The sequence below is a fragment of the Gottfriedia acidiceleris genome (assembly GCF_004138285.1).
Lineage (GTDB): Bacteria > Bacillota > Bacilli > Bacillales > Bacillaceae_G > Gottfriedia > Gottfriedia acidiceleris_A.
On the sequence record NZ_SCFN01000001.1, the window covers coordinates 183,949 to 205,125 of the forward strand.

Below are 21,177 nucleotides of genomic sequence, written 5' to 3' on the forward strand. Positions count from 1 at the left end.
TAACGAGAAGGTAGATATAAAGCGAAATTGGTCGCTTAATCTACCTTCCTTTTTAATATGATCCATTCAATTATGATAAAATTTATTAATATACCTACCCATATATTAACGTTTAGGGCTTCCTCAACCATTCGTTCTCTCCCACCAGGTATATGTAATCCATTTAGCAAAAAGTAGGCTAATAATATAAATGGAACTAAAACTCTACCACTAACTGCTACTAATGTGATTCCAAAACTTCGAGTCATCCAGATTTGGTGAGCTATGTAATTTTTCTTCTTAGCGCTATGCATACCTTTAAATGTAGTGAAAATCCAAAGTATAGCTAAAACAAGAAAAGACATTACCTTTGAAAAATTTTCGATATAAAAAATTACAATTAATGACAAAATTGCACTTATAAAAACGCTAGTACAGTAAATCTTTCCGATCATTCGATGGATTCTTGGATTACGAGATCTAATCCTTTTTACAAACTGTAAGAACCCAGTAATTAAAGCAATAAATGCAAAAAAGATATGTGTAATTAAAGCAGGATATTGAATTGAAGTTGAACTAATTTGAATACGACTTTTCTCAGGATCTATTAGGAAATAAGGTGCCATAAATGGAACAATGACACAAAGTGAAATAATAAATAAAATCCACCAACTTTTTTTAGAATTCATAAATTAACTTGACCCCCGTTATTTAGTTTGATATTTAATATGTAATTTAGTATAAAATCTATAAGTAATATCATAACAACCTAATATGAACGGAACATGAATAAAAAAAGTCGAGACTTGAGTCTCGACTTTTAAGCACTAACATCATTTTCAAAAACTTCAATAGTTGGTGAATCAACTAAATGACTAGTTAATATTTTGATCTCGAGGAAAAGTAGATCGGGTTTAATAAAAGTAGAAGGGATTGATAAAATCTCTTCGTCGTCTTTATCATAGAAAACAATATAATTTACTTTTCGTTGATATGCTGCCATTTTACCTTCGTTTTTACCCCATTTTCTGAGTTCGATCGTCATCCGGTTTATCTTATGAAGCTCAATTGACTTCAATTCATTACCTTTTTTTAAGGTTAACTGTCTACTTGTTAAAATTAATTTAGATTCTTTTCGAAGTTGAATTGTTGCATACACTTTATATAAGAAAATTATCCATAGTAAAGCTAGTAATAAAAAATAAATAGGATCGTGATTTCCAAAAGCAGTACCTGTTCTAACAGCTGTTAGAAACCCAAGGAAATAAGTACCAAAATGCCAGCTTGGTTTTGATTCCAAAATGACTTCTTGACCTAGTTTATCGTTTTCTACCTTATTCAATAATTCAAGTTGAGTTTTATGTTCATCCTCAGCGTATTTGTCCCATTTTGTAAATGCGGAAATTGTTTCATCATAAAATCGTGGACTAGGAATTTGTTCAGTGATATAAGCCCCTACATATGCAGCCATCCAATCTTTTTCTTCCCAATTTTCTTGCTGACTGCGAAATTTAGTTAAATAATAAGTTACTTCTTGTTCATAATAGTTCGAAGTATCATATCGCTTTATAATTTCTATCTCGTCGGGGATCACACCAAAATCCTCATGAGCAATTAAATAAAGAAACAGTCTGTTTTTCACAAAACTATGTTGATGTTCTTCCGTAAATGAGTAAATATCTTTCTTTGAAAATTCATTTAATTTTGTATAAAACCATACAGCAGATTCAATATTATGAGCACAATAATCAAGGATTTCTTTTTCAATTTGTACGCCATGTTCCATCAGTGATATAACAGCATCCACTTTTAAGTAAGGATCTTTATACTCAAGTGCTTCTTTTAAATATTCATGAATGCTATCGTCAAAATAATATTGCATTAATTGAAGGCAAATACCCATCTCTGTTCGAACGATGAGGTAAGATTCCTTCCAAGCCTGGTACACATATTTTAAGTTGTAATCTTGATCATAATTTAAATATGAATCTCGTTTAAGCTTATATAAAACTTTAATTTGTTCGATTATATAATCGTTCTCAGCAGATGAAAAAGGTAGAGAAATTGAATTCCTTTTACATAATAGAATCAGATGGAAAATTGAAACGGCAGTTTCTTCATTTTCGATTAAACGTAATAGTTTTTTTACAAGTTCTGGAGCCCAATTTGTCTCTTCGAAAATGAATTGAACATCGATATCAAGTGAGTATCGATTACTATTTTTTTCAATGATTCGTATATAAGCATCTCTAGCTAACTCTGATTTAAGACTTATTAATAAATAGAGGGCTTGAAGTTTTGCGCGTTCACTATATGCTTCAAAATTCTTTTCGATTGGAGTTATTAATTCTTGGAGCTCGAACTCTGAACAAAATCCAACTAAGTGATAGCTTCCATCATCCCAATCTTCTATTGATTTCGGGAAATTGGTTCCCGCTTCTTCTAATAAATAAATTAATGATTCAATAGAAGCACCTGATCGAAGAGACTTTCTAAGTTGGTCTATGCCTTTTGCGCGCTGATATAGATCTTGGTGGCGTAATTGATTTACTATTTTCTTGAATTTTCTTTGTACAGCCAACTTAAAACCTCCTCTAGCTTCTTTTTAATTCCAATATATCATAATAAGGGTAATGGGAAATAGTTAAATAGTCTTGTAGTATGCTTGTTTAAATAAAAATTCAGGACTTTTAACTTGTTTTTTGTCACAATTGGATAAATTTTACAAATTGTTTTGAAAATTTATTATAATAATAAGAACAAGCAGTTCATATTTTAATAAGGAACTTGTCCAATCCTAGCGATCATTTCGATTAACTTATTCTCGAAACGAAAGTAGGAATTTTTTTTGTACCTAAAATTAAGAATGGAGGATGAACATGGTTAAGCTCTATGTCCTGGCGGTTGTCATTGGTGGAGTGACCGGATTTATTTTTCACATCCTGTTTAACAAAGGTACGATTATGCTCCCGGTGAGACGAAAGAAAGGCTTTTATTTAGGTTTTCTTGCAGATATTTTATTTGGAGCAACAGCCGCGACATTATTTGTTTCATTATTTATACCAGAAAACATGTTAAAAGATATGCGTATGGTAATCGGATACTGTATATTAGCTGGTCTCTCATCTCAAAGCTTTCTTTTAAGTAGGGCACTTAACACTGAACGGGAAAGGGTAAGTTCACTGCATAATATTTCTAAGCAAATTGTGTAGTATTTTCAATAATTTACTTAGCAAAAGATGAAGGAGGCATGTAATGAGGCTAGTGCTAACACCTGAAGAGAAAGCCATTTATTTAGATTTATTAGAGGATTTATTAAATGCTGATACCGAATACGAAATAAAAAGTATCGAATTTCAAGTCATAAGCTTTTTGAATAACATAAAAGAATCTAGAAAAAATGTTGAAGATTTCGATGAAAAAGCGGCAGCCGCTCAATTCGTACGAGCTGGTAAATTGAAAAGTTAAGCAATCAAAATAATGAAAGCAATCAGACTAAAATAGAAAACACCTATAATGTCGTATAGTTAAACTATATAACATTAGGGGTGTTTTTTTTGTAGATTAGAGAAATCTTTGTCCTATGTTTTTTTTAGATTACTAGTTAATTAGCGAGAATGATGGAGAAATAATTTTAGAATTTATAAAGCGTTGAAGTTCAAGTTAGTATACTGACCTGACTAGTTGATTACATAGATAGATATTGCACTTTTCCAATTGGTTTAGTGCATTTTTTTCCTGGCATGTGAATTTATAGGATAAATAGTGTACAATAATTGTATTACTACAGTTTAAAAATAGGATAAATCTGATAAAAATAAGAGATACAGTTTATTGAACGGAGTGAATTAATGAAGATTTCAACTAAGGGAAGATACGGACTGACAGTTATGATTGAATTAGCTAAAAGATATTGTGATAAACCAATTTCACTCAAGAGTATTGCGAAAGCACAAAATCTTTCTGAGCATTATTTAGAACAAATTATTTCATTATTACGTAATGCAGGATTAGTTAAGAGTATTCGTGGAGCATATGGTGGGTATATTTTAACAAAGGAACCAAATGAAATTTCTGCAGGTGAAGTGATAACTGCACTTGAAGGTTCGCTATCTCCAATCGAAAATCTTGAAGATGAAAATCCTGCTCAAAGAGAGTTATGGACTCGTGTTCAAAAAGCGATTAATGAAGTGTTAGACCATACGAATCTTGAGGATTTAGCAAAATTAGAATCTGATGATTTAAACGGATATATGTTTTATATTTAATTTTAGTGCGTTCAAAGTTAGTTGAACGCTTCATAAAGAAAGGGTTTAATAAAAATGGAACGTATTTATGTAGATCATGCTGCGACTTCTCCAATGCATCCAGAAGTAATTGAAAAGATGGTTGTAGAAATGCAAGAGACTTTTGGAAATCCATCTAGTATTCATTCATTTGGCCGACAAGCTCGCCAAAAGATTGATACTGCACGCATGGTTTGTGCTAATAGTATAGGATCAAAAGTTAACGAAATTATTTTTACAAGCGGTGGAACGGAAAGTGATAACCTTGCTGTTTTAGGCGCTGCTTATGCGAATCAAAAATATGGTAAGCACATTATTACCTCTAGCATCGAGCATCATGCTATATTACATACATGCCAGGCTCTTGAAAAGGAAGGGTTTGAGGTTACGTATTTACCTGTTGATCATACAGGTCGTGTGAATGTAGAGGATGTAAAAGCTGCACTGCGTGATGATACGATTTTAGTATCAATTATGATGGTTAATAATGAAATCGGAACAGTTCAACCAATTAAAGAAATTGGTGAACTTCTTAGTGACCATAAAGCTCATTTCCATACAGATGCAGTACAAGCTTACGGCTTAATTCCAATTAATGTTGAAGAACTTGGTGTCGACTTTTTATCCATTTCCTCACATAAAATTAATGGACCTAAAGGTGTAGGTTTTCTTTATGTAAGTGAAAATGCAATTTTTACACAATTGCAATATGGTGGACAGCAAGAGCGTAAACGTCGTGCAGGTACAGAAAATGTTCCTGGTATTGTTGGATTAGCTAAAGCGGTTGAAGTAATTCACATCGAAAGAGATGATCGTGTAAAAAGCTATTTGCGTTTCCATGAAATCTTACTGAGCGTCCTAAAAGAAAATGGAATTCGTTTTGAAAAAAATGGAAACGACTCGTTTTTTGCACCACATGTGTTAAACTTATCATTTGAAGATATTTCAATTGAATCATTTTTGGTAAACCTTGATTTATCAGGCATAGCAGCTTCAAGCGGGTCTGCTTGTACAGCTGGTAGTATAGATCCATCACATGTTTTAGTTGAAATGTTTGGAATAGATTCACCTAAAATACGCTCTTCGGTTCGATTTAGCTTTGGTTATGGAAATACAGACGAACAAATCCGGATACTTGGAGAACGTGTATCTTCAATTGTAAAACGATTAGTTAAAATATAAATTTTAAAAGTGCGAGGGGATATTATTTATGAATAAAAAAGATCCAAAAGACACTCGCGTAGTAGTAGGAATGTCAGGTGGTGTAGATTCATCTGTAACAGCATATTTATTGAAACAACAAGGATATGATGTCATCGGTATTTTTATGAAAAACTGGGATGACACAGATGAATTTGGCGTATGTACAGCAACTGAAGATTATGAAGATGTAATTGCAGTTTGTAATCAAATAGGAATTCCGTATTATGCAGTGAATTTTGAAAAGCAATATTGGGATAAAGTGTTTACCTATTTCTTAGATGAATATAAAAAAGGGAGAACACCAAACCCAGATGTAATGTGTAACAAAGAAATTAAGTTTAAAGCATTTCTTGAGCATGCAATGGAGCTTGGGGCTGATTATGTAGCGACAGGTCATTATGCTGGAGTTGAGTTTCGTGACGGAGAATATAAAATGTTACGAGGCATTGACAGCAATAAAGACCAAACTTATTTCCTAAATCAACTTGGCCAAGAACAACTATCGAAAGTTATGTTTCCACTTGGAGGCTATTTAAAGCCTGAAATCCGTAAAATTGCTGAAGAGGCAGATTTAGCAACAGCTAAGAAAAAAGACAGTACAGGAATTTGCTTCATTGGCGAACGTAACTTTAAAGAATTTCTAAGTAATTATTTACCTGCACAACCTGGTGAAATGAGAACAATGAACGGGGAAGTTAAAGGTAAACATGATGGACTTATGTATTATACAATTGGTCAACGTCATGGACTTGGAATCGGTGGAAATGGAGATCCTTGGTTCGTTGTAGGAAAAGACTTAGAAAATAATGTTTTATTAGTTGAACAAGGTTTTCATAATGAGTTACTTTATAGTAATGAAGTACTTGCTTCTGATATTAGTTGGACATCAAATAAACCAAAAGAAGGTTCATTTACTTGTACTGCTAAATTCCGTTATCGTTCTGAAGATAACGAAGTAACGGTCCACATTTTAGATGATAACTCAGTAAGAATTCTTTGCCACGAAAAAATTCGTGCAATCACTCCAGGACAAGCCGTTGTATTTTACGACGGAACAGACTGCCTAGGTGGAGGTACAATTGATCGAGCATTTATCGATGGTAATGAATTAACATATTTAAGATAAATCTATTTACCCCAATCGTAATGGTTGGGGTTGTTTTTTTTGAATGGAAATACTTAATTTATCGTAGAAAATTTTGAAGAAACGTTCCTTTGAAATGTATACTATGGTGTGATAGTGTTATAGAAAATGGAGTCTATCCAAAATAATTGAAAGAAAATACATAGAGGTGTCATACATGAATAATTTTGAACGTGGAGTAGCAGCCCTACAAGAAGGAAACTTAGAGGAAGCAGCTAATTTTTTAACAAAAGAAATTGAAGAAAATCCTACTAATTCATTAGCATATGTTAATTTTGGTCAGCTTTTACTATCGATGGGAGATGTAGAACGAGCTTGTCGTTTTTTTGAAAAAGCTTTAGAAATTGATCCGGAATTGGCAGCAGCGCATTATGCAGTTGGAACTGTGTATTTTGAAGATGGAAAGTTTGAATTAGCTAAAAATCATTTTCAACATTGTGTGAAACTTGGAATGAATGATAGTGATGTCCATTTTATGATTGGTCTATGCTGTGTTAATAGTGGAGAAGATCGTTTTGCACTTCCATTTTTTCAACGAGCGATTGAGTTAGATGATAAAGATGTAGACGCATTATTCCAATATGGCCTTACTTTAGCTAAATTAGAAATGTTAGATGAAGCAAAAATTAATTTAGAAAAGGTTTTACAATTAGATGAACTTCATGCTGATGCCCATTATAATCTAGGCATTATTGCGATGTTTAATGATCAAATTACAACTGCGAAAGACCATTTTAATAAAGCGATTGAAAGTCAAGATGATCATATGCTTGCTATGCATGCTTTAAAAGTAATTGAAAATAAAGAAGTAGAATGAAGCCAGTTTAGTTATGTAAGATCGGGGAGGTGGAGAAATGCAAACCCAAAGTGAAATGGAATTGTTTGTTGATGAGACACCATATATTAAAGGGCATATCACAACAATCATCTTTTATAATGCAGAAAATTTTTATACAGTTGCAAAGGTAAAAGTGGTTGATACAAATTTATCAAATTGTGAACAGGAAATGACCATTACTGGGAATATTCCAAGGATGAATGAAGATGAAACATATACATTTAAGGGGATTGTAAAAGACCATCCGAGGTATGGTAAACAATTTCAAATTTCTTCATTTGAAAAAGAGCTTCCATCTACCAAAAAAGGTGTTATTCAATATTTATCCTCAGATTTGTTTAAAGGAATAGGAAAGAAAACAGCTGAGAAAATCGTTGATCATTTAGGTGAAGGTGCAATTAATAAAATTTTAGATAATGCTGATAGCTTAGAAGGTGTTCCCGGGCTGGCAAAATCAAAAGCTAAAGAAATTTATGAAACAATTCTATCTCATCAAGGTCTTGAAAAAGTAATCAGCTTTTTAAGTAGCTACGGCATTGGAACGGGCCTATCGATTAAAATTTATAAGACTTATAATGAATCAACTCTAGATGTTATCCGAACGAATCCATTTAAGTTAATTGAAGATGTGGATGGGATTGGGTTTGGAAGGGCAGATGAAATTGGTCGAGCAATCGGTATTACAGGAAATCATCCAGATCGGATACGTGCGGGATGTATTTATATTTTAGAACATTTATCGATGCAAGAAGGACATGTTTACATAACGCAAGATCAGTTTATTGATGAAACTAGACAATTATTAATGAAACAGGATAAAGAGCTTGTCGAAGCAGTCGACATTTCTCGGGAAATGAAACGATTGGTAGCAGACGGGAATCTAGTAATGGAAGACGAGAGAATCTATTTGGCTGCTCTTTATTACGCTGAGAAAGGCATTGTAAATGCTATTCAAAAATTATTAAGCAGTGCTCCAGATTTAGGAGAAATGACTGAAACCAGATTTGCAAAAGAGCTAGAAGATCTTGAATCAAAAATGAATGTAAAATATGCACCTTCTCAAGCGCAAGCAATCAAAAAGGCTATGGAGTCAGCTATGATGGTCCTTACAGGTGGACCAGGGACAGGTAAAACGACAGTTATTAAAGGAATCGTTAATCTATTTTCAACAATCCATGAATTATCATTAGATCAGCATTCTTATCCAAAAGATGATCCTTTCCCTTATTTGCTTGCTGCACCTACAGGTAGAGCGGCAAAACGAATGAGTGAAGCAACTGGATTACCGGCAGTAACAATCCATCGTTTACTCGGTTGGACAAGAGAAGGGGAGTTTAGTCATCATGAGGAAAATCCTTTAAATGGAAAATTACTGATCATTGATGAGTTTTCAATGGTCGATGTTTGGTTAGGGAATCAATTACTCAAAAGCATTCCAGAAGGCTGCCAAGTCATTTTTGTAGGAGATGAGGATCAATTACCTTCTGTTGGCCCAGGTCAAGTCCTAAAGGATTTACTAAACTCTGGTACAGTTCCAACAGTACGATTAAAAGACATTTACCGTCAATCAGAAGATTCTTCGATTATTACACTTGCACATTATATAAAAGATGGAACAATATCCGAGGATTTATTTGAACAAAGGAAAGATCGTTCATTTATCGGCTGTTCAAGTCAACAAGTTGTTGAAGTCGTCAAAAAGGTGTGTGAAAACGCCAATAAAAAAGGTTTTCCAGTTAGAGATATCCAAGTATTAGCACCGATGTATCGTGGTCCAGCAGGAATTGATGCCCTAAATGAAGGGCTACAAGAGGTGTTTAACCCTAAAAAAGAAAAGCAACGTGAAATGAATTTTGGTGATACAACTTTTCGTACAGGTGATAAAGTTCTCCAACTCGTAAACGTTCCTGAAAATAATGTTTTTAATGGAGATATGGGTGAAATTGTAAACATTTTTTTCGCCAAAGAAAATGTAGAACAACAAGATATAATTATCGTTTCATTTGATGGAAATGAAGTGACCTATACTAGACCAGATTTTTCTCAATTAACTCTTGCTTACTGTTGTTCAATACATAAGTCGCAAGGTAGTGAATTTGATATTATTGTGCTTCCAATTGTCAAAAGTTATTATCGAATGCTTCGAAGAAATTTAATTTACACTGCAGTGACTAGAAGTAAGAAGTTCTTAATCATGTGCGGTGAACAAGATGCGTTTATTCAAGGCATAGGAAGAACAGATGATGGTCAAAGACAAACTACACTATGTATGAAACTAAAAGGGATTGAAAATGGTGAAGCACAACTAAACGAAGATTTACCATTTCAGCTTTCAGATGAATTACCAAATCTTTCACCTTATGATTTCATGTAATTGACTAACAATATATAGTGCAAGACGATTCCTGTACTAACGTATATTTTTATGAAAATTTGGTCACAATGCTTAGAAACATTGCCTTTTTTAGGCTAAGGGAGCGAGCGTTGTGATTTGTCCAAATTGTCATAGTAAAGACTTAGGGAAAATAGGTGTAAATCAATATTATTGTTGGGGATGTTATATTGAACTAACAATTAATAAAGGCATAATTTATACCCACCAAGTTGAAGAAGATGGTACGTTAAGTTCGTTAGATGATTTATTTGACGAAGAGGATCGAAAACTTAGTATGTAGGAGTGGGTAATTGATGGCTAGAAAAAGCTCTTTATTAGGTTTAGGTTTAGGTGCAGGTGCACTTGCGATGAAGTTAATGTACGATAACAAATGGCTTACTTCAAAGAACATGAAGCGTATGAGAAAGTCATTGAAAAAAATGTTTTAATTTTTTAAGCGCACATGCCTTTAAGGCATGTGCTTTTTTACTGTCGAAAAAAAGTTAATCAATTAAATTGTTGGATTGATCTTTGATAAAAAAGTTGTGTCATATTGATTTCCACTACAGGGTGCTCGCTTTCCATGGGGCGAGACCTGAGCCTCCTCGGCGTCGCCTGTAGGGTCTCAGCCTTCCCGCTTATCCCATAGGAGTCGAGCACCCTTTCGTTCCAATCAACTTCTTAATAAAAAAATAATAATCTTAAAAACAATATAATAGTCAATTGAACTAATGAATGACCTTTTATTAATCAAATTGTAGCTTATGATGACGACTTACAAATCTTTACAGATCGTCAAAAAAGAAGAGATTTTTAATTTTTGCAAGTTAGTTAAAAATTTATATATAAACCAAAATACTTGTTTATCAATAAGAATGACAGAGGCACGTGCTTTGTTTTTTCCTGGATTTTTTTGCTGTTCAATGTTTCTGCCAATTCTCAACTTGCTTTCAAATCTAAAAACTTTTCATTGAAAAAATAACCATGCTCTTTTATCATTTATAAAAACATGGAAAAGAGATGGTAAATATGGGAGTGGGAGTTAAACTTGTTAAGAATGATTTAAAGTATGCAGAGCAGGTGTTTAGGTTATCATCAGATCCAGGTGTGAAAGATATATTAGGAATAAAAGTAGATCATATTGATGATACAATTGGTTTTATTAGCTATATTGTTCAGCAGGAATTAGAAGGTAAAGTAATAAACCGGATAATTTTGAATGAGCAAGATGAGGTTGTCGGTATAACTAGTTTAAAGCACATTGACCGAGGAGATGGAATTTGTCATATCGGCACTTGGATAGGGGTTCCATTTTGGGGGCAAGGGTATAATGAGGCTTCAAAAATTGAAATTTTAAAAATTGCTTTTAACGAGTTGAAAATGGACTATGTTTTTGCTGGAGCAAAAGAGTCAAATACTAGATCAAGGCGTGCACAAGAGAAATTAGCTTATATGACAATTGGTGTAGAGAAGGAATTTCCAAAAGAACTAAAAATCGTTGAAAAAGAGGCAAAAACCAAATGTGTATTGAATGTTGTGAAGAGAGAAGACTTCGCAAAATATTTAACAAGTCACATAATTTAATTGAAATTCTCCATACTATTATCAGTATGGAGGTTTTTTTATGGACGGTTTAAAGTTAAAGTGGATATATCGATTATGTTTAATTTTGCTAATTGGATTAGTTGGAATAGTTTTTTATTATTTAAAACCGGTTTATTTACATATTGTAATTGGTGTTTTAAAATCGATGGTTCCATTTTTGATTGGGTTAATAATTGCCTATTTGTTACATCCAGCAATTGAATACATTCATAAAAAAGGGATAAAACGAGTAATTGCGATTTTATTGATCTATTTATTATTTTTTGGAGGGTGTGTACTAGGGCTTTATTTACTACTCCCCATTTTTAAACAACAGTGGCAAGATATTTTAAGAGCTTTTCCTAAAGTTATGGCATTATATGATAATTTTTTATCAAAAATCGAACGAAAGACTTCGAGGATGCCAATTTTTCTTCATAATCGTATTGATTTAATGATTAATGGTGCAGAAAAATCAGGATTATCATTATTGAATAAATCTGGTGAATGGATGAAGCAATTAGTAAATAATATTATTTCACTCTTTATCATTCCGTTTATCGTTTTTTACTTTTTAAAAGACTATAAGGTCTTATCGAATATGTTTTGGAAAATTATCCCTTACAAATGGCGATATGAAGCAAAAGGTTTAGCAAAAGAACTTAATAATACATTTGGAAAATATATTCGTGGTCAAATATTAGTTTGTTTTTTACTGTTTGTATTAGCAACAATATTTCTATGGATTGTTCGAATGAAATATGCTCTAGTATTAGGAGTGGTCATAGGAATAACAGATATCATTCCTTATTTCGGACCGGTTATTGGAGCTGTACCAACTCTGTTTCTAGCTGCTTCGGAAGGGACAAGTTTATTAATTAGAGTAGGTATTACATTAATTATTTTACAATTGATCGAGGGTAACGTCCTTTCTCCGCTTATAATTGGAAAATCAATTCATACTCATCCAGTTATTATAATGTTTTCATTATTAGTTGCAGGTGAAATAGCTGGTTTTATAGGTTTGTTAATTGCCGTTCCAGTATTAGTTGTCATCATTTCTGTTATTCGCTATTACAGTAATAGAAAAGAACGTCTCTCAACTTGACTTTCATTTTTGACAATGATACTATTTTTTCATACAATTTATATTTGCAAAATTTTGAAGGAACAAGTATGTCACTAAACCATTTAAGCTTATGCAAAAGAGAGAAGTTTCCTAGGCTGAAAGAAACTTTAATGAAGGGTGACAGAAAAGCTACTCCTGAATGCAGCTAATCACTGACGCGTCAGACCACGTTACGGTCTCTTGAGGTGATGAATAGACTTCGAGGCATTTTTGCCTAAGCAACAGGCTTTCTATTCATAATCAGGGTGGTATCGCGAGTACATCTCGTCCCTGTTTTAGGGACGGGATTTTTTTGTTTTTATTACATTATAAATTTACTAAATGGAGGTTAATATAATGAAAAAGCTAACTGCTGCTCAAATACGCCAAATGTACTTAGACTTCTTTAAAGAAAAAGGACACTCTATTGAGCCAAGTGCATCTTTAGTACCAGTAGAAGATCCAACTTTATTATGGATTAATAGTGGTGTAGCGACATTAAAGAAATATTTTGATGGTCGAGTAATTCCAGAGAATCCAAGGATAACAAATTCACAAAAATCAATTCGAACAAATGATATTGAGAACGTTGGGAAAACAGCTCGTCACCATACATTTTTTGAAATGTTAGGTAATTTCTCAATTGGAGATTATTTCCGTGAAGAAGCTGTAACATGGGGTTGGGAGCTTTTAACTTCATCTGAATGGTTTGGTTTTGAAAAAGAAAAATTATACGTTACTGTCTATCCTGAGGATAAAGAAACGTATGATTTATGGATTAAATTAGGATTAGATCCTGAGCATATTATCTTGTTAGAAGGTAACTTCTGGGAAATTGGTGAAGGACCATGTGGACCATGTACAGAGATTTTCTATGATCGTGGAACAAAATATGATCCAGAAAACATTGGAATTAAATTATTAAAAGAGGATTTAGAAAATGATCGATATTTAGAAATTTGGAATATTGTATTCTCTCAATTTAATTCAAAAGATGGTTTAGATCGCAAAGAATACCCTGAATTACCAAACAAAAACATTGATACTGGAATGGGCTTAGAACGTATGGCAAGTGTACTACAAGAAGTAGACACAAACTTTGACACTGATTTATTTATGCCAATTATCAATGTGGTTGAAACAATTTCTGGTCAAAAATATCGAAATGGACAATTAGATCAAGATACTGCTTTTAAAGTAATTGCTGACCATATACGTACGGTATCTTTTGCTGTTGCAGATGGCGCTCTGCCTTCAAATGAAGGTCGCGGATATGTATTACGTCGATTAATCCGTCGTGCTGTTCGTTTTGCTAAAAAATTAGGTATTGAACGTCCATTTATGTTTGAACTTGTTCCAGTTGTTGCAGAAATCATGGAAAGCTACTATCCAAATGTGAAAGAAAAAGTACCGTTCATTCAAAAAGTAATTAAAAATGAGGAAGAGCGTTTCCATGAAACATTACATGAAGGATTATCACTTCTTACAAATGTAATGAAGGATGCAAAAGCTAAAGGAAGTACTGTAATTAAAGGTGAAGATGTTTTCCGTCTTTATGACACATATGGATTCCCGATTGAATTAACAGAAGAATATGCAGAAGAAGAAGGATTAACAGTTGATCATGACGGTTTCGAAATTGAAATGGAAAAACAACGTGAGCGTGCTCGTTCTGCAAGACAAGATGTTGATTCAATGCAGGTACAAAGTGAAGCACTTCGTGAAATCAAGGAAACCTCAGCTTTTGTAGGTTATAGCGAAGGTTCGGTTGAATCGACAGTTCTTGTTCTAGTACAAGACGGAGAAAAAGTTGAAGATGTAGCAAATGGCGAAGAAGCTCATTTAATTCTTGATGTAACTCCTTTCTACGCTGAAAGTGGAGGTCAAATTGCAGACCGTGGAACTTTAACGGCTCCTGGTTTAAAAGTGGAAGTGCTTGATGTTCAAAAAGCTCCAAACGGACAAAATTTACATCGAGTGAAGGTTGTTGAAGGTGCTTTATCAGTTGGTGCTAAAGTTGAATCAACAATTAATAAAGCTAACCGTTCAAGTATTGTAAAGAACCACACAGCTACTCACTTATTACACCAAGCATTAAAGGATGTACTTGGAATTCATGTAAATCAAGCTGGTTCATTAGTAAACCAAGAACGCTTACGTTTTGACTTCTCGCATTTCGGTCAAGTAACGTCTGAAGAACTTGAAATAATTGAAAAAATTGTGAATGAAAAAATTTGGGAAAGCATACCAGTTCAAATTTCTGAAAAAGCAATTGCTGAAGCAAAAGCAATGGGAGCAATGGCATTATTCGGTGAAAAATATGGTGATGTAGTACGAGTAGTTCAAGTTGGAGATTATAGTCTTGAGCTATGTGGTGGATGTCATGTTGATAACACAGCATCGATCGGTACATTTAAAATAATTTCTGAGTCAGGAATTGGAGCTGGTACGCGCCGTATTGAAGCAGTTACCGGCAAATCAGCTTACGAATATATGCAAGAACAAATTGGTCAACTAAAAGAGGCAGCTAGCCTATTAAAATCAAATACGAAAGACGTTGTTGCTCGTATTGAAACTTTACAATCAGATTTAAAACAAGTACAAAAAGAGAATGAGTCACTTTCTTCAAAATTAAGCAATATTGAAGCAGGAAATATTAGTAATAACGTGAAAGAAGTAAATGGAGTAAAATTCGTTGCTGCTAAAGTAAATGGAGCAGATATGAATAGTCTTCGCACAATGGTTGATGACCTTAAAAATAAAATTGGCTCTGTTGTTGTATTACTTGGTTCTGCTAATGAAGGTAAAGTAAACTTAATTGCTGGTGTCACAAAAGATTTAGTAGGTCAAGGATATCATGCAGGAAATCTAATAAAAGAAGCTGCTTCAATTTGTGGCGGAGGAGGCGGTGGCCGTCCAGATATGGCTCAGGCTGGCGGTAAGGATCCTTCGAAATTAGACGAGGCTGTTGCTTTTGTTGAAAAATGGATGAACACGATTTCAAAATAATTCAAAAATCGTGTACAATAACAGATATAAAAATTTTTAGCTGATTCGTAACTGCGTAATAAAAATGGTACAATGTAATTAGCTAAAAATAAACGGATAAGTGGGGTGCTTTGTATGGATTCATTTGATAAAACGATGAAGTTTAGTTTGCAAGATGAAGGTCAAGATATACGAGTTAATGAAGTATTGTTGAAGGTTCATGACGCGTTACAAGAAAAAGGCTATAATCCAATCAATCAAATAGTAGGATACTTATTATCAGGTGATCCTGCATACATTCCTCGTCACAATGACGCAAGAAGTATGATGAAAAAATTAGAACGTGATGAAATCATTGAGGAATTAGTTAAATCTTACTTACAACAACATCGTGGAGAATAATTAATGAGAGCACTTGGGCTAGATGTAGGTACTAAAACAATTGGTGTAGCTGTAAGTGATGCTCTTGGTTGGACAGCTCAAGGTATTGAGACAGTCAAAATTGATGAAGAACGTCAGAAATTTGGACTAGACCGACTAAAAGAAATCATCGATAGCTACGAAATCGAAAGAATAGTTGTAGGCTTACCTAAAAATATGAACGGAAGTATTGGAGAACGCGGTGAAGCTTGTACGCGTTTTGGAAAAATGATTGAAGAAGAATTCAATCTTCCGGTTATACTATGGGATGAAAGACTTTCAACAATGGCTGCCGAACGTTTTCTAATTTCTGCTGACGTAAGTCGTAAGAAAAGAAAACAAGTAATCGATAAAATGGCAGCAGTAGTTATTTTACAAAACTACTTAGATAGTATAAAGTGATAAAGAAGAATGGAGACTGGCCGACAACAAGTGTATTTACAGTACAACTTACCTGGCGGCCCCTCCACCTATTCACTTTTATACTAATACATAAAAGGATTAAAATAATAGAGGTGATATAAATGGAACACGGTGAAGACAGACAAATTACAATCATCGATGAGGAAGGTAATGAGATTCTTTGTAATATTATCATGACTTTCGAATCAGATGATTATGGTAAATCATATGTAATTTATAGTCCAGTTGGACAAGAGTTTGATGAAGATGGAGACCCAATCTACCATGCATCTAGCTTCATCCCTGCAGAAGATGGTGAAGATGGAGAGTTATATCCAATCGAATCTGACGAAGAGTGGGAAATGGTTGAAGAAGTATTAAACACTTTCTTTGACGAAGAAGAAGGAGAATAATATCTCTGGATTTAAAAATGCTAAGCGCTTATAAAAGTGTTTAGCATTTTTTTATGTAGAAAATTGCCGATTTAGCACTTATTTGTAGTATACTATAACGTGGAAAAGGAGGTAGATAAGTTTGTCATTAAACGATTTTGATAAAAATGGATACAAGAATACAAATAAAAAAAGCAGAGGTATGCTTATTTTTACATATTTAATTATTGCTTGTATTGTCGTAGTTGGAGCGGGTTTTGCAACTTATAAATATATGTTAAAACCTGTTAATTCAGCAAATAAACAAATTAAATTAGTAACAATACCTGAAGGAAGCTCTGTTGATAATATTGCAGCAATTTTTAAAAAGAAAAACTTAATAAAAAATACATCAATTTTTAAACTATATGTGAAGTTGCATAACAAGGCTAGTCTAAAATCAGGGAATTATCATTTTAGCGAAAATCAAGGAGTTGCAACGATTGTAAACCACTTACAAGTAGGCGGTAAATATCAAGTTGCTGTTAAGGATTTAATGGTTCCTGAAGGTTCTCAATTAAACGAAATTGCAGCACTTATTGCAAAAGAATTTAAATTAGATCAAGCAGCTGTACTAAAACAGTTGAATGATAAAGCATTTATACAAGGAATACAAAAAAAGTTTCCTCAATTAATAACGAATGATATTTTTAAACCTGGAATTCGCTATCCATTAGAAGGGTACTTATATCCTTCAACTTATATGTACGGGGATTATACTCCTAGCTTAGAGGAAATTATTACACCAATGTTAACTGAAACAGTGAAAATATTAGACCAATATAAAGAAGAAATGAGTAACCAAAAGCTTACTCCTCATCAGACATTAACAATGGCCTCGTTAATTGAGGAAGAAGCCACTGGTACGACAGATCGAAAGTTAATTTCAAGTGTATTTTATAATCGACTAAAAATAGGAATGCCATTACAAACGGATCCAACAGTCTTGTATGCACTGGGTAAACATAAAGAACGCGTATTATATAAAGATTTAGAAGTTAAATCTCCTTATAATACTTACTATGTTAAAGGGTTACCAGTAGGACCAATCGCAAGTGCTGGGGTTGATAGTATAGTAGCTGCTCTTGAGCCTGCTAAATCAGATTATTTATATTTCCTTGCAGATAAAACAGGTAAAGTAATCTTTACAAAATCGTTAGAAGAGCACAATACTGAAAAAGAAAAGCATATAAAATAAAAAGTTGGAAATACTTGTATACAAAATATTAAATTCCTCAGTAGTATAAATAGTCTACTGAGGAATTTTGTAAATTAAAAAATAGTGAAAGCGTTGCAACCATTCTTGGTACTAGCCAAGGGTCTTTTTTTTATGTTAGAATATTACGGGTCTAAAAAAATTCAGATACACAGAAATTTTACTTACACCTTGTTTTAAGACAAGGTTGTATTTCTATTGGAGGCTTTATAAGCAATGAATGACGTTTTAGTTCGTCAATACTTGGCGAATTTTTATAAACATAGAGAACCTTTTATAGAAGAAATGGAAACTTATGCATTTGAGCATCATGTACCGATAATGGATAAAGCTGGCATGGAATTTATGCTTGGTTTACTTTATTTAATACAGCCAACTTCCATTCTTGAAATTGGTAGTGCAATAGGCTATTCAAGTATTCGAATGGCAAAAGAGTTTCCAAATGTGAAGATTGTTACAATGGAGCGAAATGCAGAGAGAATTCGAAAAGCAAAAGAGTTTATTGAGCGAAGTGATTATAGTAATCGAATTCTACTTTTAGAAGGTGATGCTTTACTTTTAAAAGAAAAGTTGCCTGAAAACAGACAATTTGATGTTATTTTTATCGACGCAGCTAAAGCTCAATATAAACGATTTTTTGAATTATATGAGCCTTTGTTATCAGACAGAGGTGTTATCATTTCAGATAATGTTTTATTTAAAGGCCAAGTTGCTGAAAGTGCGGATCTTGTTGATGATCGACGAAAGAAAGCTTTAATAAAAAAGATTCAAAATTACAATGAATGGCTAATGAATCACCCTAAGTATGATTCGACAATTATACCAATTGGTGATGGAGTTGCTATTAGTAAGAAAAGGGGAGTTAATAATGATTAAGCCTGAGTTATTAGTTACGCCAACTAACCTAAATGACATAGATAAATTAGCTGATGCTGGTGCAGACGCAGTTATTATTGGTGAACAACGTTTTGGATTACGCTTAGCGGGCGAATTTAATCGTGAAGCTGTAAAAAAAGCAGTAGAAATTGCACATAAAAAAAATGTAAAAGTATATGTAGCGATGAATGGCGTTTACCATAATGAAATTCTTGATGAAATTGAAGATTATATTGCTTTTTTAAGAGATGCAAATGTGGATGCAATTGTATTCGGAGATCCTGCAGTTCTTATGTCAGTACGTGCGATTGCACCTAGTATGCAATTACATTGGAATACAGAAACAACGGCTACAAACTGGTTTACATGTAATTACTGGGGTAAACGTGGATCTAAACGTGCGGTATTAGCTAGAGAATTAAGCTTTGAAGCTGTCGCTGAAATTAAAGAGAACGCTAAAGTAGAAATCGAAGTACAAGTACATGGGATGACTGCTATGTTCCAATCAAAACGTTCACTTGTCGGTAACTATTTTGAATACCAAGGAAAGAATTTAGAAATCATTCAACAAAAGAAATATGAAGAAAATATGTTCTTAGTTGACCACGAGCGTAATAATAAATATCCAATTTTTGAAGATCAAAATGGAACGCATATTATGAGTCCTAATGATATTTGTATTGTTAACGAGTTAGAAGAATTAGTTGATGCAGGTATTGATTCATTCAAAATTGACGGAGTCTTAAAATCTTCAGAATATATCATTGAAGTAACAAAACTATACAGACAAGCTATTGATCTATGTGTAGAAGACCGTGAAGCTTACGAAGAAATCAAAGACGAACTTTTCGACAAAATCGAAGCAATCCAGCCTGTAAATAGACCACTGGACACAGGATTCTTCTTTAAAGAAACGGTGTATTAATAGATGTAAGATTAATGATGGAAAAGCAGGGAAGCCAGGGAATTCTAGTGCAGGAAAAAAGCAGTATGATAGAGCCCTGGACCTTAGTCCTGTATTAAAGAGGAGGATTAATAATGGCAATTGGACAATTAGATAAAATAGTTGATGGCAAACGTGTAATCGTGAAGAAACCTGAACTATTAGCACCGGCTGGTAATTTAGAAAAATTAAAAATTGCAGTAAGATATGGCGCAGATGCTGTATTTATTGGTGGTAGAGAGTTTGGTTTACGTTCGAATGCAGATAACTTCTCTTTAGAAGAAATGGCTGAAGGTGTAGAATTTGCAAACAAATTTAATGCAAAAATTTATGTAACAACAAATATATTTGCTCATAACGAAAACATGGACGGATTAGTTGAGTATTTACAAGGAATTGAAGCTGCAGGAGTTACGGGTATTATTGTAGCTGACCCATATATTATTGAAACATGTAAAGAGGCTGCTCCTAAATTAGAGGTACATTTAAGTACACAACAATCTTTATCAAATTATCGTGCTGCACAGTACTGGAAAGAAGAAGGATTACATCGATTAGTATTAGCACGTGAGACGAGCTATGAAGAAATTAAAGAAATCAAAGAAAAAGTAGACGTTGAAATTGAAACATTTATTCATGGAGCAATGTGTATTGCTTATTCTGGCCGTTGTACTTTGAGTAATCATATGACTGCACGTGATTCAAACCGTGGTGGATGCTGTCAATCATGTCGTTGGGATTACGATTTAGTTCAAACTGAGTCACAAAATCCGGATGCTTCAGAAAATGCTTTATTTGCGGAAGAAGATGCACCATTTGCAATGAGCCCTAAAGATTTAAATTTATTACGTTCAATTCCTAAATTTATTGAAATGGGTGTAGATAGTTTAAAAATTGAAGGACGTATGAAATCAATTCATTACGTAGCAACAGTTGTATCTGTTTACCGTAAATTAATTGATGCATATTGTGCTGACCCAGAAAACTTTGAATTTAAAGAAGAATGGGTTGAAGAACTAGATAAATGTGCTAATCGTGACACTGCTTCTTCGTTCTTTGAAGGATTCCCAGGAATGAAAGAGCAAATGTATGGAAATCATAGCAAAAAAACAACGTATGATTTTGCAGGTCTTGTATTAGACTATGATGAGCAAACAGGTATCGCAACAATCCAACAGCGTAACTACTTCAAACCAGGTGACCAAATTGAATTCTTTGGACCTGAAATTGAAAACTTCAAACAAACAGTTGGTGTAATTGTTAATGAAGATGGAACAGAAGTAGACGCTGCAAGACATCCATTAGAAATTGTAAAAATTAAAGTGGATCAAAAAGTTTATCCTTACAACATGATGAGAAAAAAGTTAGTTTGATAAGAAAGAGGG

General features: G+C 33.5%; 21 protein-coding genes. 19 read left to right on the forward strand and 2 right to left on the reverse strand.

Annotation, left to right across the window (positions count from 1 at the left end; translation table 11 throughout):
- Window positions 1-35: 35 nt before the first annotated feature.
- Together EP747_RS00870 and EP747_RS00875 are read right to left on the reverse strand one after the other, a co-directional pair.
- Window positions 36-668 carry a DUF2306 domain-containing protein gene (locus tag EP747_RS00870; protein WP_129688102.1) on the reverse strand — a complete coding sequence of 211 codons (633 nt, stop codon included), beginning with the start codon at window positions 666-668 and terminating at the stop codon, window positions 36-38.
- A gap of 131 nt (window positions 669-799) precedes the next feature.
- A complete protein-coding gene (locus EP747_RS00875; RefSeq protein WP_129688103.1) occupies window positions 800-2,560 on the reverse strand; it encodes a hypothetical protein in 1,761 nt (586 codons plus the stop codon).
- A 298-nt stretch (window positions 2,561-2,858) separates the two neighbouring features.
- On the opposite strand from EP747_RS00875, the gene EP747_RS00880 reads away from it, so the two are divergent.
- The 19 genes from EP747_RS00880 (at window position 2,859) to EP747_RS00970 (ending at window position 21,165) form a co-directional block, all read left to right on the forward strand.
- Window positions 2,859-3,191, forward strand: a complete 333-nt coding sequence (locus EP747_RS00880; protein WP_056472677.1) for a DUF4257 domain-containing protein — start codon at window positions 2,859-2,861, stop codon at window positions 3,189-3,191.
- 43 nt (window positions 3,192-3,234) lie between these two features.
- The gene (locus EP747_RS00885; RefSeq protein ID WP_056472680.1) at window positions 3,235-3,447 is read left to right on the forward strand and encodes a hypothetical protein; all 213 of its coding nucleotides are present in this window, start codon (window positions 3,235-3,237) and stop codon (window positions 3,445-3,447) included.
- A gap of 383 nt (window positions 3,448-3,830) precedes the next feature.
- Window positions 3,831-4,247: a cysteine metabolism transcriptional regulator CymR gene (gene cymR / locus EP747_RS00890; protein WP_129688104.1), complete on the forward strand. Its 417-nt coding sequence runs from the start codon at window positions 3,831-3,833 to the stop codon at window positions 4,245-4,247.
- Window positions 4,248-4,301: 54 nt separating this feature from the next.
- Entirely contained in the window at window positions 4,302-5,447 is a 1,146-nt protein-coding gene (locus EP747_RS00895; protein ID WP_129688105.1) for a cysteine desulfurase family protein, read from the forward strand.
- A 28-nt stretch (window positions 5,448-5,475) separates the two neighbouring features.
- Complete coding sequence (mnmA, locus tag EP747_RS00900) at window positions 5,476-6,594, forward strand: tRNA 2-thiouridine(34) synthase MnmA (RefSeq protein WP_129688106.1); 1,119 nt, start codon at window positions 5,476-5,478, stop codon at window positions 6,592-6,594.
- 175 nt (window positions 6,595-6,769) lie between these two features.
- Window positions 6,770-7,429, forward strand: coding sequence for a tetratricopeptide repeat protein (locus tag EP747_RS00905; RefSeq protein ID WP_129688107.1), 660 nt, complete (start codon window positions 6,770-6,772; stop codon window positions 7,427-7,429).
- Between the two features lie 37 nt (window positions 7,430-7,466).
- Window positions 7,467-9,824, forward strand: coding sequence for an ATP-dependent RecD-like DNA helicase (locus EP747_RS00910; protein ID WP_129688108.1), 2,358 nt, complete (start codon window positions 7,467-7,469; stop codon window positions 9,822-9,824).
- A gap of 112 nt (window positions 9,825-9,936) precedes the next feature.
- A complete protein-coding gene (locus EP747_RS00915) occupies window positions 9,937-10,125 on the forward strand; it encodes a hypothetical protein (protein ID WP_069035137.1) in 189 nt (62 codons plus the stop codon).
- Window positions 10,126-10,138: 13 nt separating this feature from the next.
- The gene (locus tag EP747_RS00920; RefSeq protein WP_129688109.1) at window positions 10,139-10,273 is read left to right on the forward strand and encodes a DUF3918 family protein; all 135 of its coding nucleotides are present in this window, start codon (window positions 10,139-10,141) and stop codon (window positions 10,271-10,273) included.
- Between the two features lie 580 nt (window positions 10,274-10,853).
- Complete coding sequence (locus tag EP747_RS00925; RefSeq protein WP_129688110.1) at window positions 10,854-11,408, forward strand: GNAT family N-acetyltransferase; 555 nt, start codon at window positions 10,854-10,856, stop codon at window positions 11,406-11,408.
- Between the two features lie 40 nt (window positions 11,409-11,448).
- Window positions 11,449-12,516 carry an AI-2E family transporter gene (locus EP747_RS00930; protein WP_129688111.1) on the forward strand — a complete coding sequence of 356 codons (1,068 nt, stop codon included), beginning with the start codon at window positions 11,449-11,451 and terminating at the stop codon, window positions 12,514-12,516.
- 357 nt (window positions 12,517-12,873) lie between these two features.
- Complete coding sequence (alaS, locus tag EP747_RS00935; RefSeq protein WP_129688112.1) at window positions 12,874-15,525, forward strand: alanine--tRNA ligase; 2,652 nt, start codon at window positions 12,874-12,876, stop codon at window positions 15,523-15,525.
- Between the two features lie 114 nt (window positions 15,526-15,639).
- Complete coding sequence (locus EP747_RS00940) at window positions 15,640-15,906, forward strand: IreB family regulatory phosphoprotein (RefSeq protein ID WP_056472706.1); 267 nt, start codon at window positions 15,640-15,642, stop codon at window positions 15,904-15,906.
- 3 nt (window positions 15,907-15,909) lie between these two features.
- The gene (gene ruvX, locus EP747_RS00945) at window positions 15,910-16,326 is read left to right on the forward strand and encodes a Holliday junction resolvase RuvX (protein ID WP_129688113.1); all 417 of its coding nucleotides are present in this window, start codon (window positions 15,910-15,912) and stop codon (window positions 16,324-16,326) included.
- 122 nt (window positions 16,327-16,448) lie between these two features.
- Window positions 16,449-16,739: a DUF1292 domain-containing protein gene (locus tag EP747_RS00950; RefSeq protein WP_056472710.1), complete on the forward strand. Its 291-nt coding sequence runs from the start codon at window positions 16,449-16,451 to the stop codon at window positions 16,737-16,739.
- Window positions 16,740-16,920: 181 nt separating this feature from the next.
- Window positions 16,921-17,955, forward strand: a complete 1,035-nt coding sequence (gene mltG, locus EP747_RS00955) for an endolytic transglycosylase MltG (protein WP_129688818.1) — start codon at window positions 16,921-16,923, stop codon at window positions 17,953-17,955.
- 234 nt (window positions 17,956-18,189) lie between these two features.
- Window positions 18,190-18,849 (forward strand): O-methyltransferase, encoded by a 660-nt coding sequence (locus tag EP747_RS00960; RefSeq protein ID WP_129688114.1) that lies wholly within the window; start codon window positions 18,190-18,192, stop codon window positions 18,847-18,849.
- On the forward strand, window positions 18,842-19,774 hold the full coding sequence (locus EP747_RS00965; RefSeq protein ID WP_129688115.1) for a peptidase U32 family protein: 933 nt from the start codon (window positions 18,842-18,844) through the stop codon (window positions 19,772-19,774). Before EP747_RS00960 ends, EP747_RS00965 begins: the two co-directional genes overlap by 8 nt.
- A gap of 113 nt (window positions 19,775-19,887) precedes the next feature.
- A complete protein-coding gene (locus EP747_RS00970; protein WP_129688116.1) occupies window positions 19,888-21,165 on the forward strand; it encodes a peptidase U32 family protein in 1,278 nt (425 codons plus the stop codon).
- The last annotated feature ends 12 nt before the right edge of the window (window positions 21,166-21,177 follow it).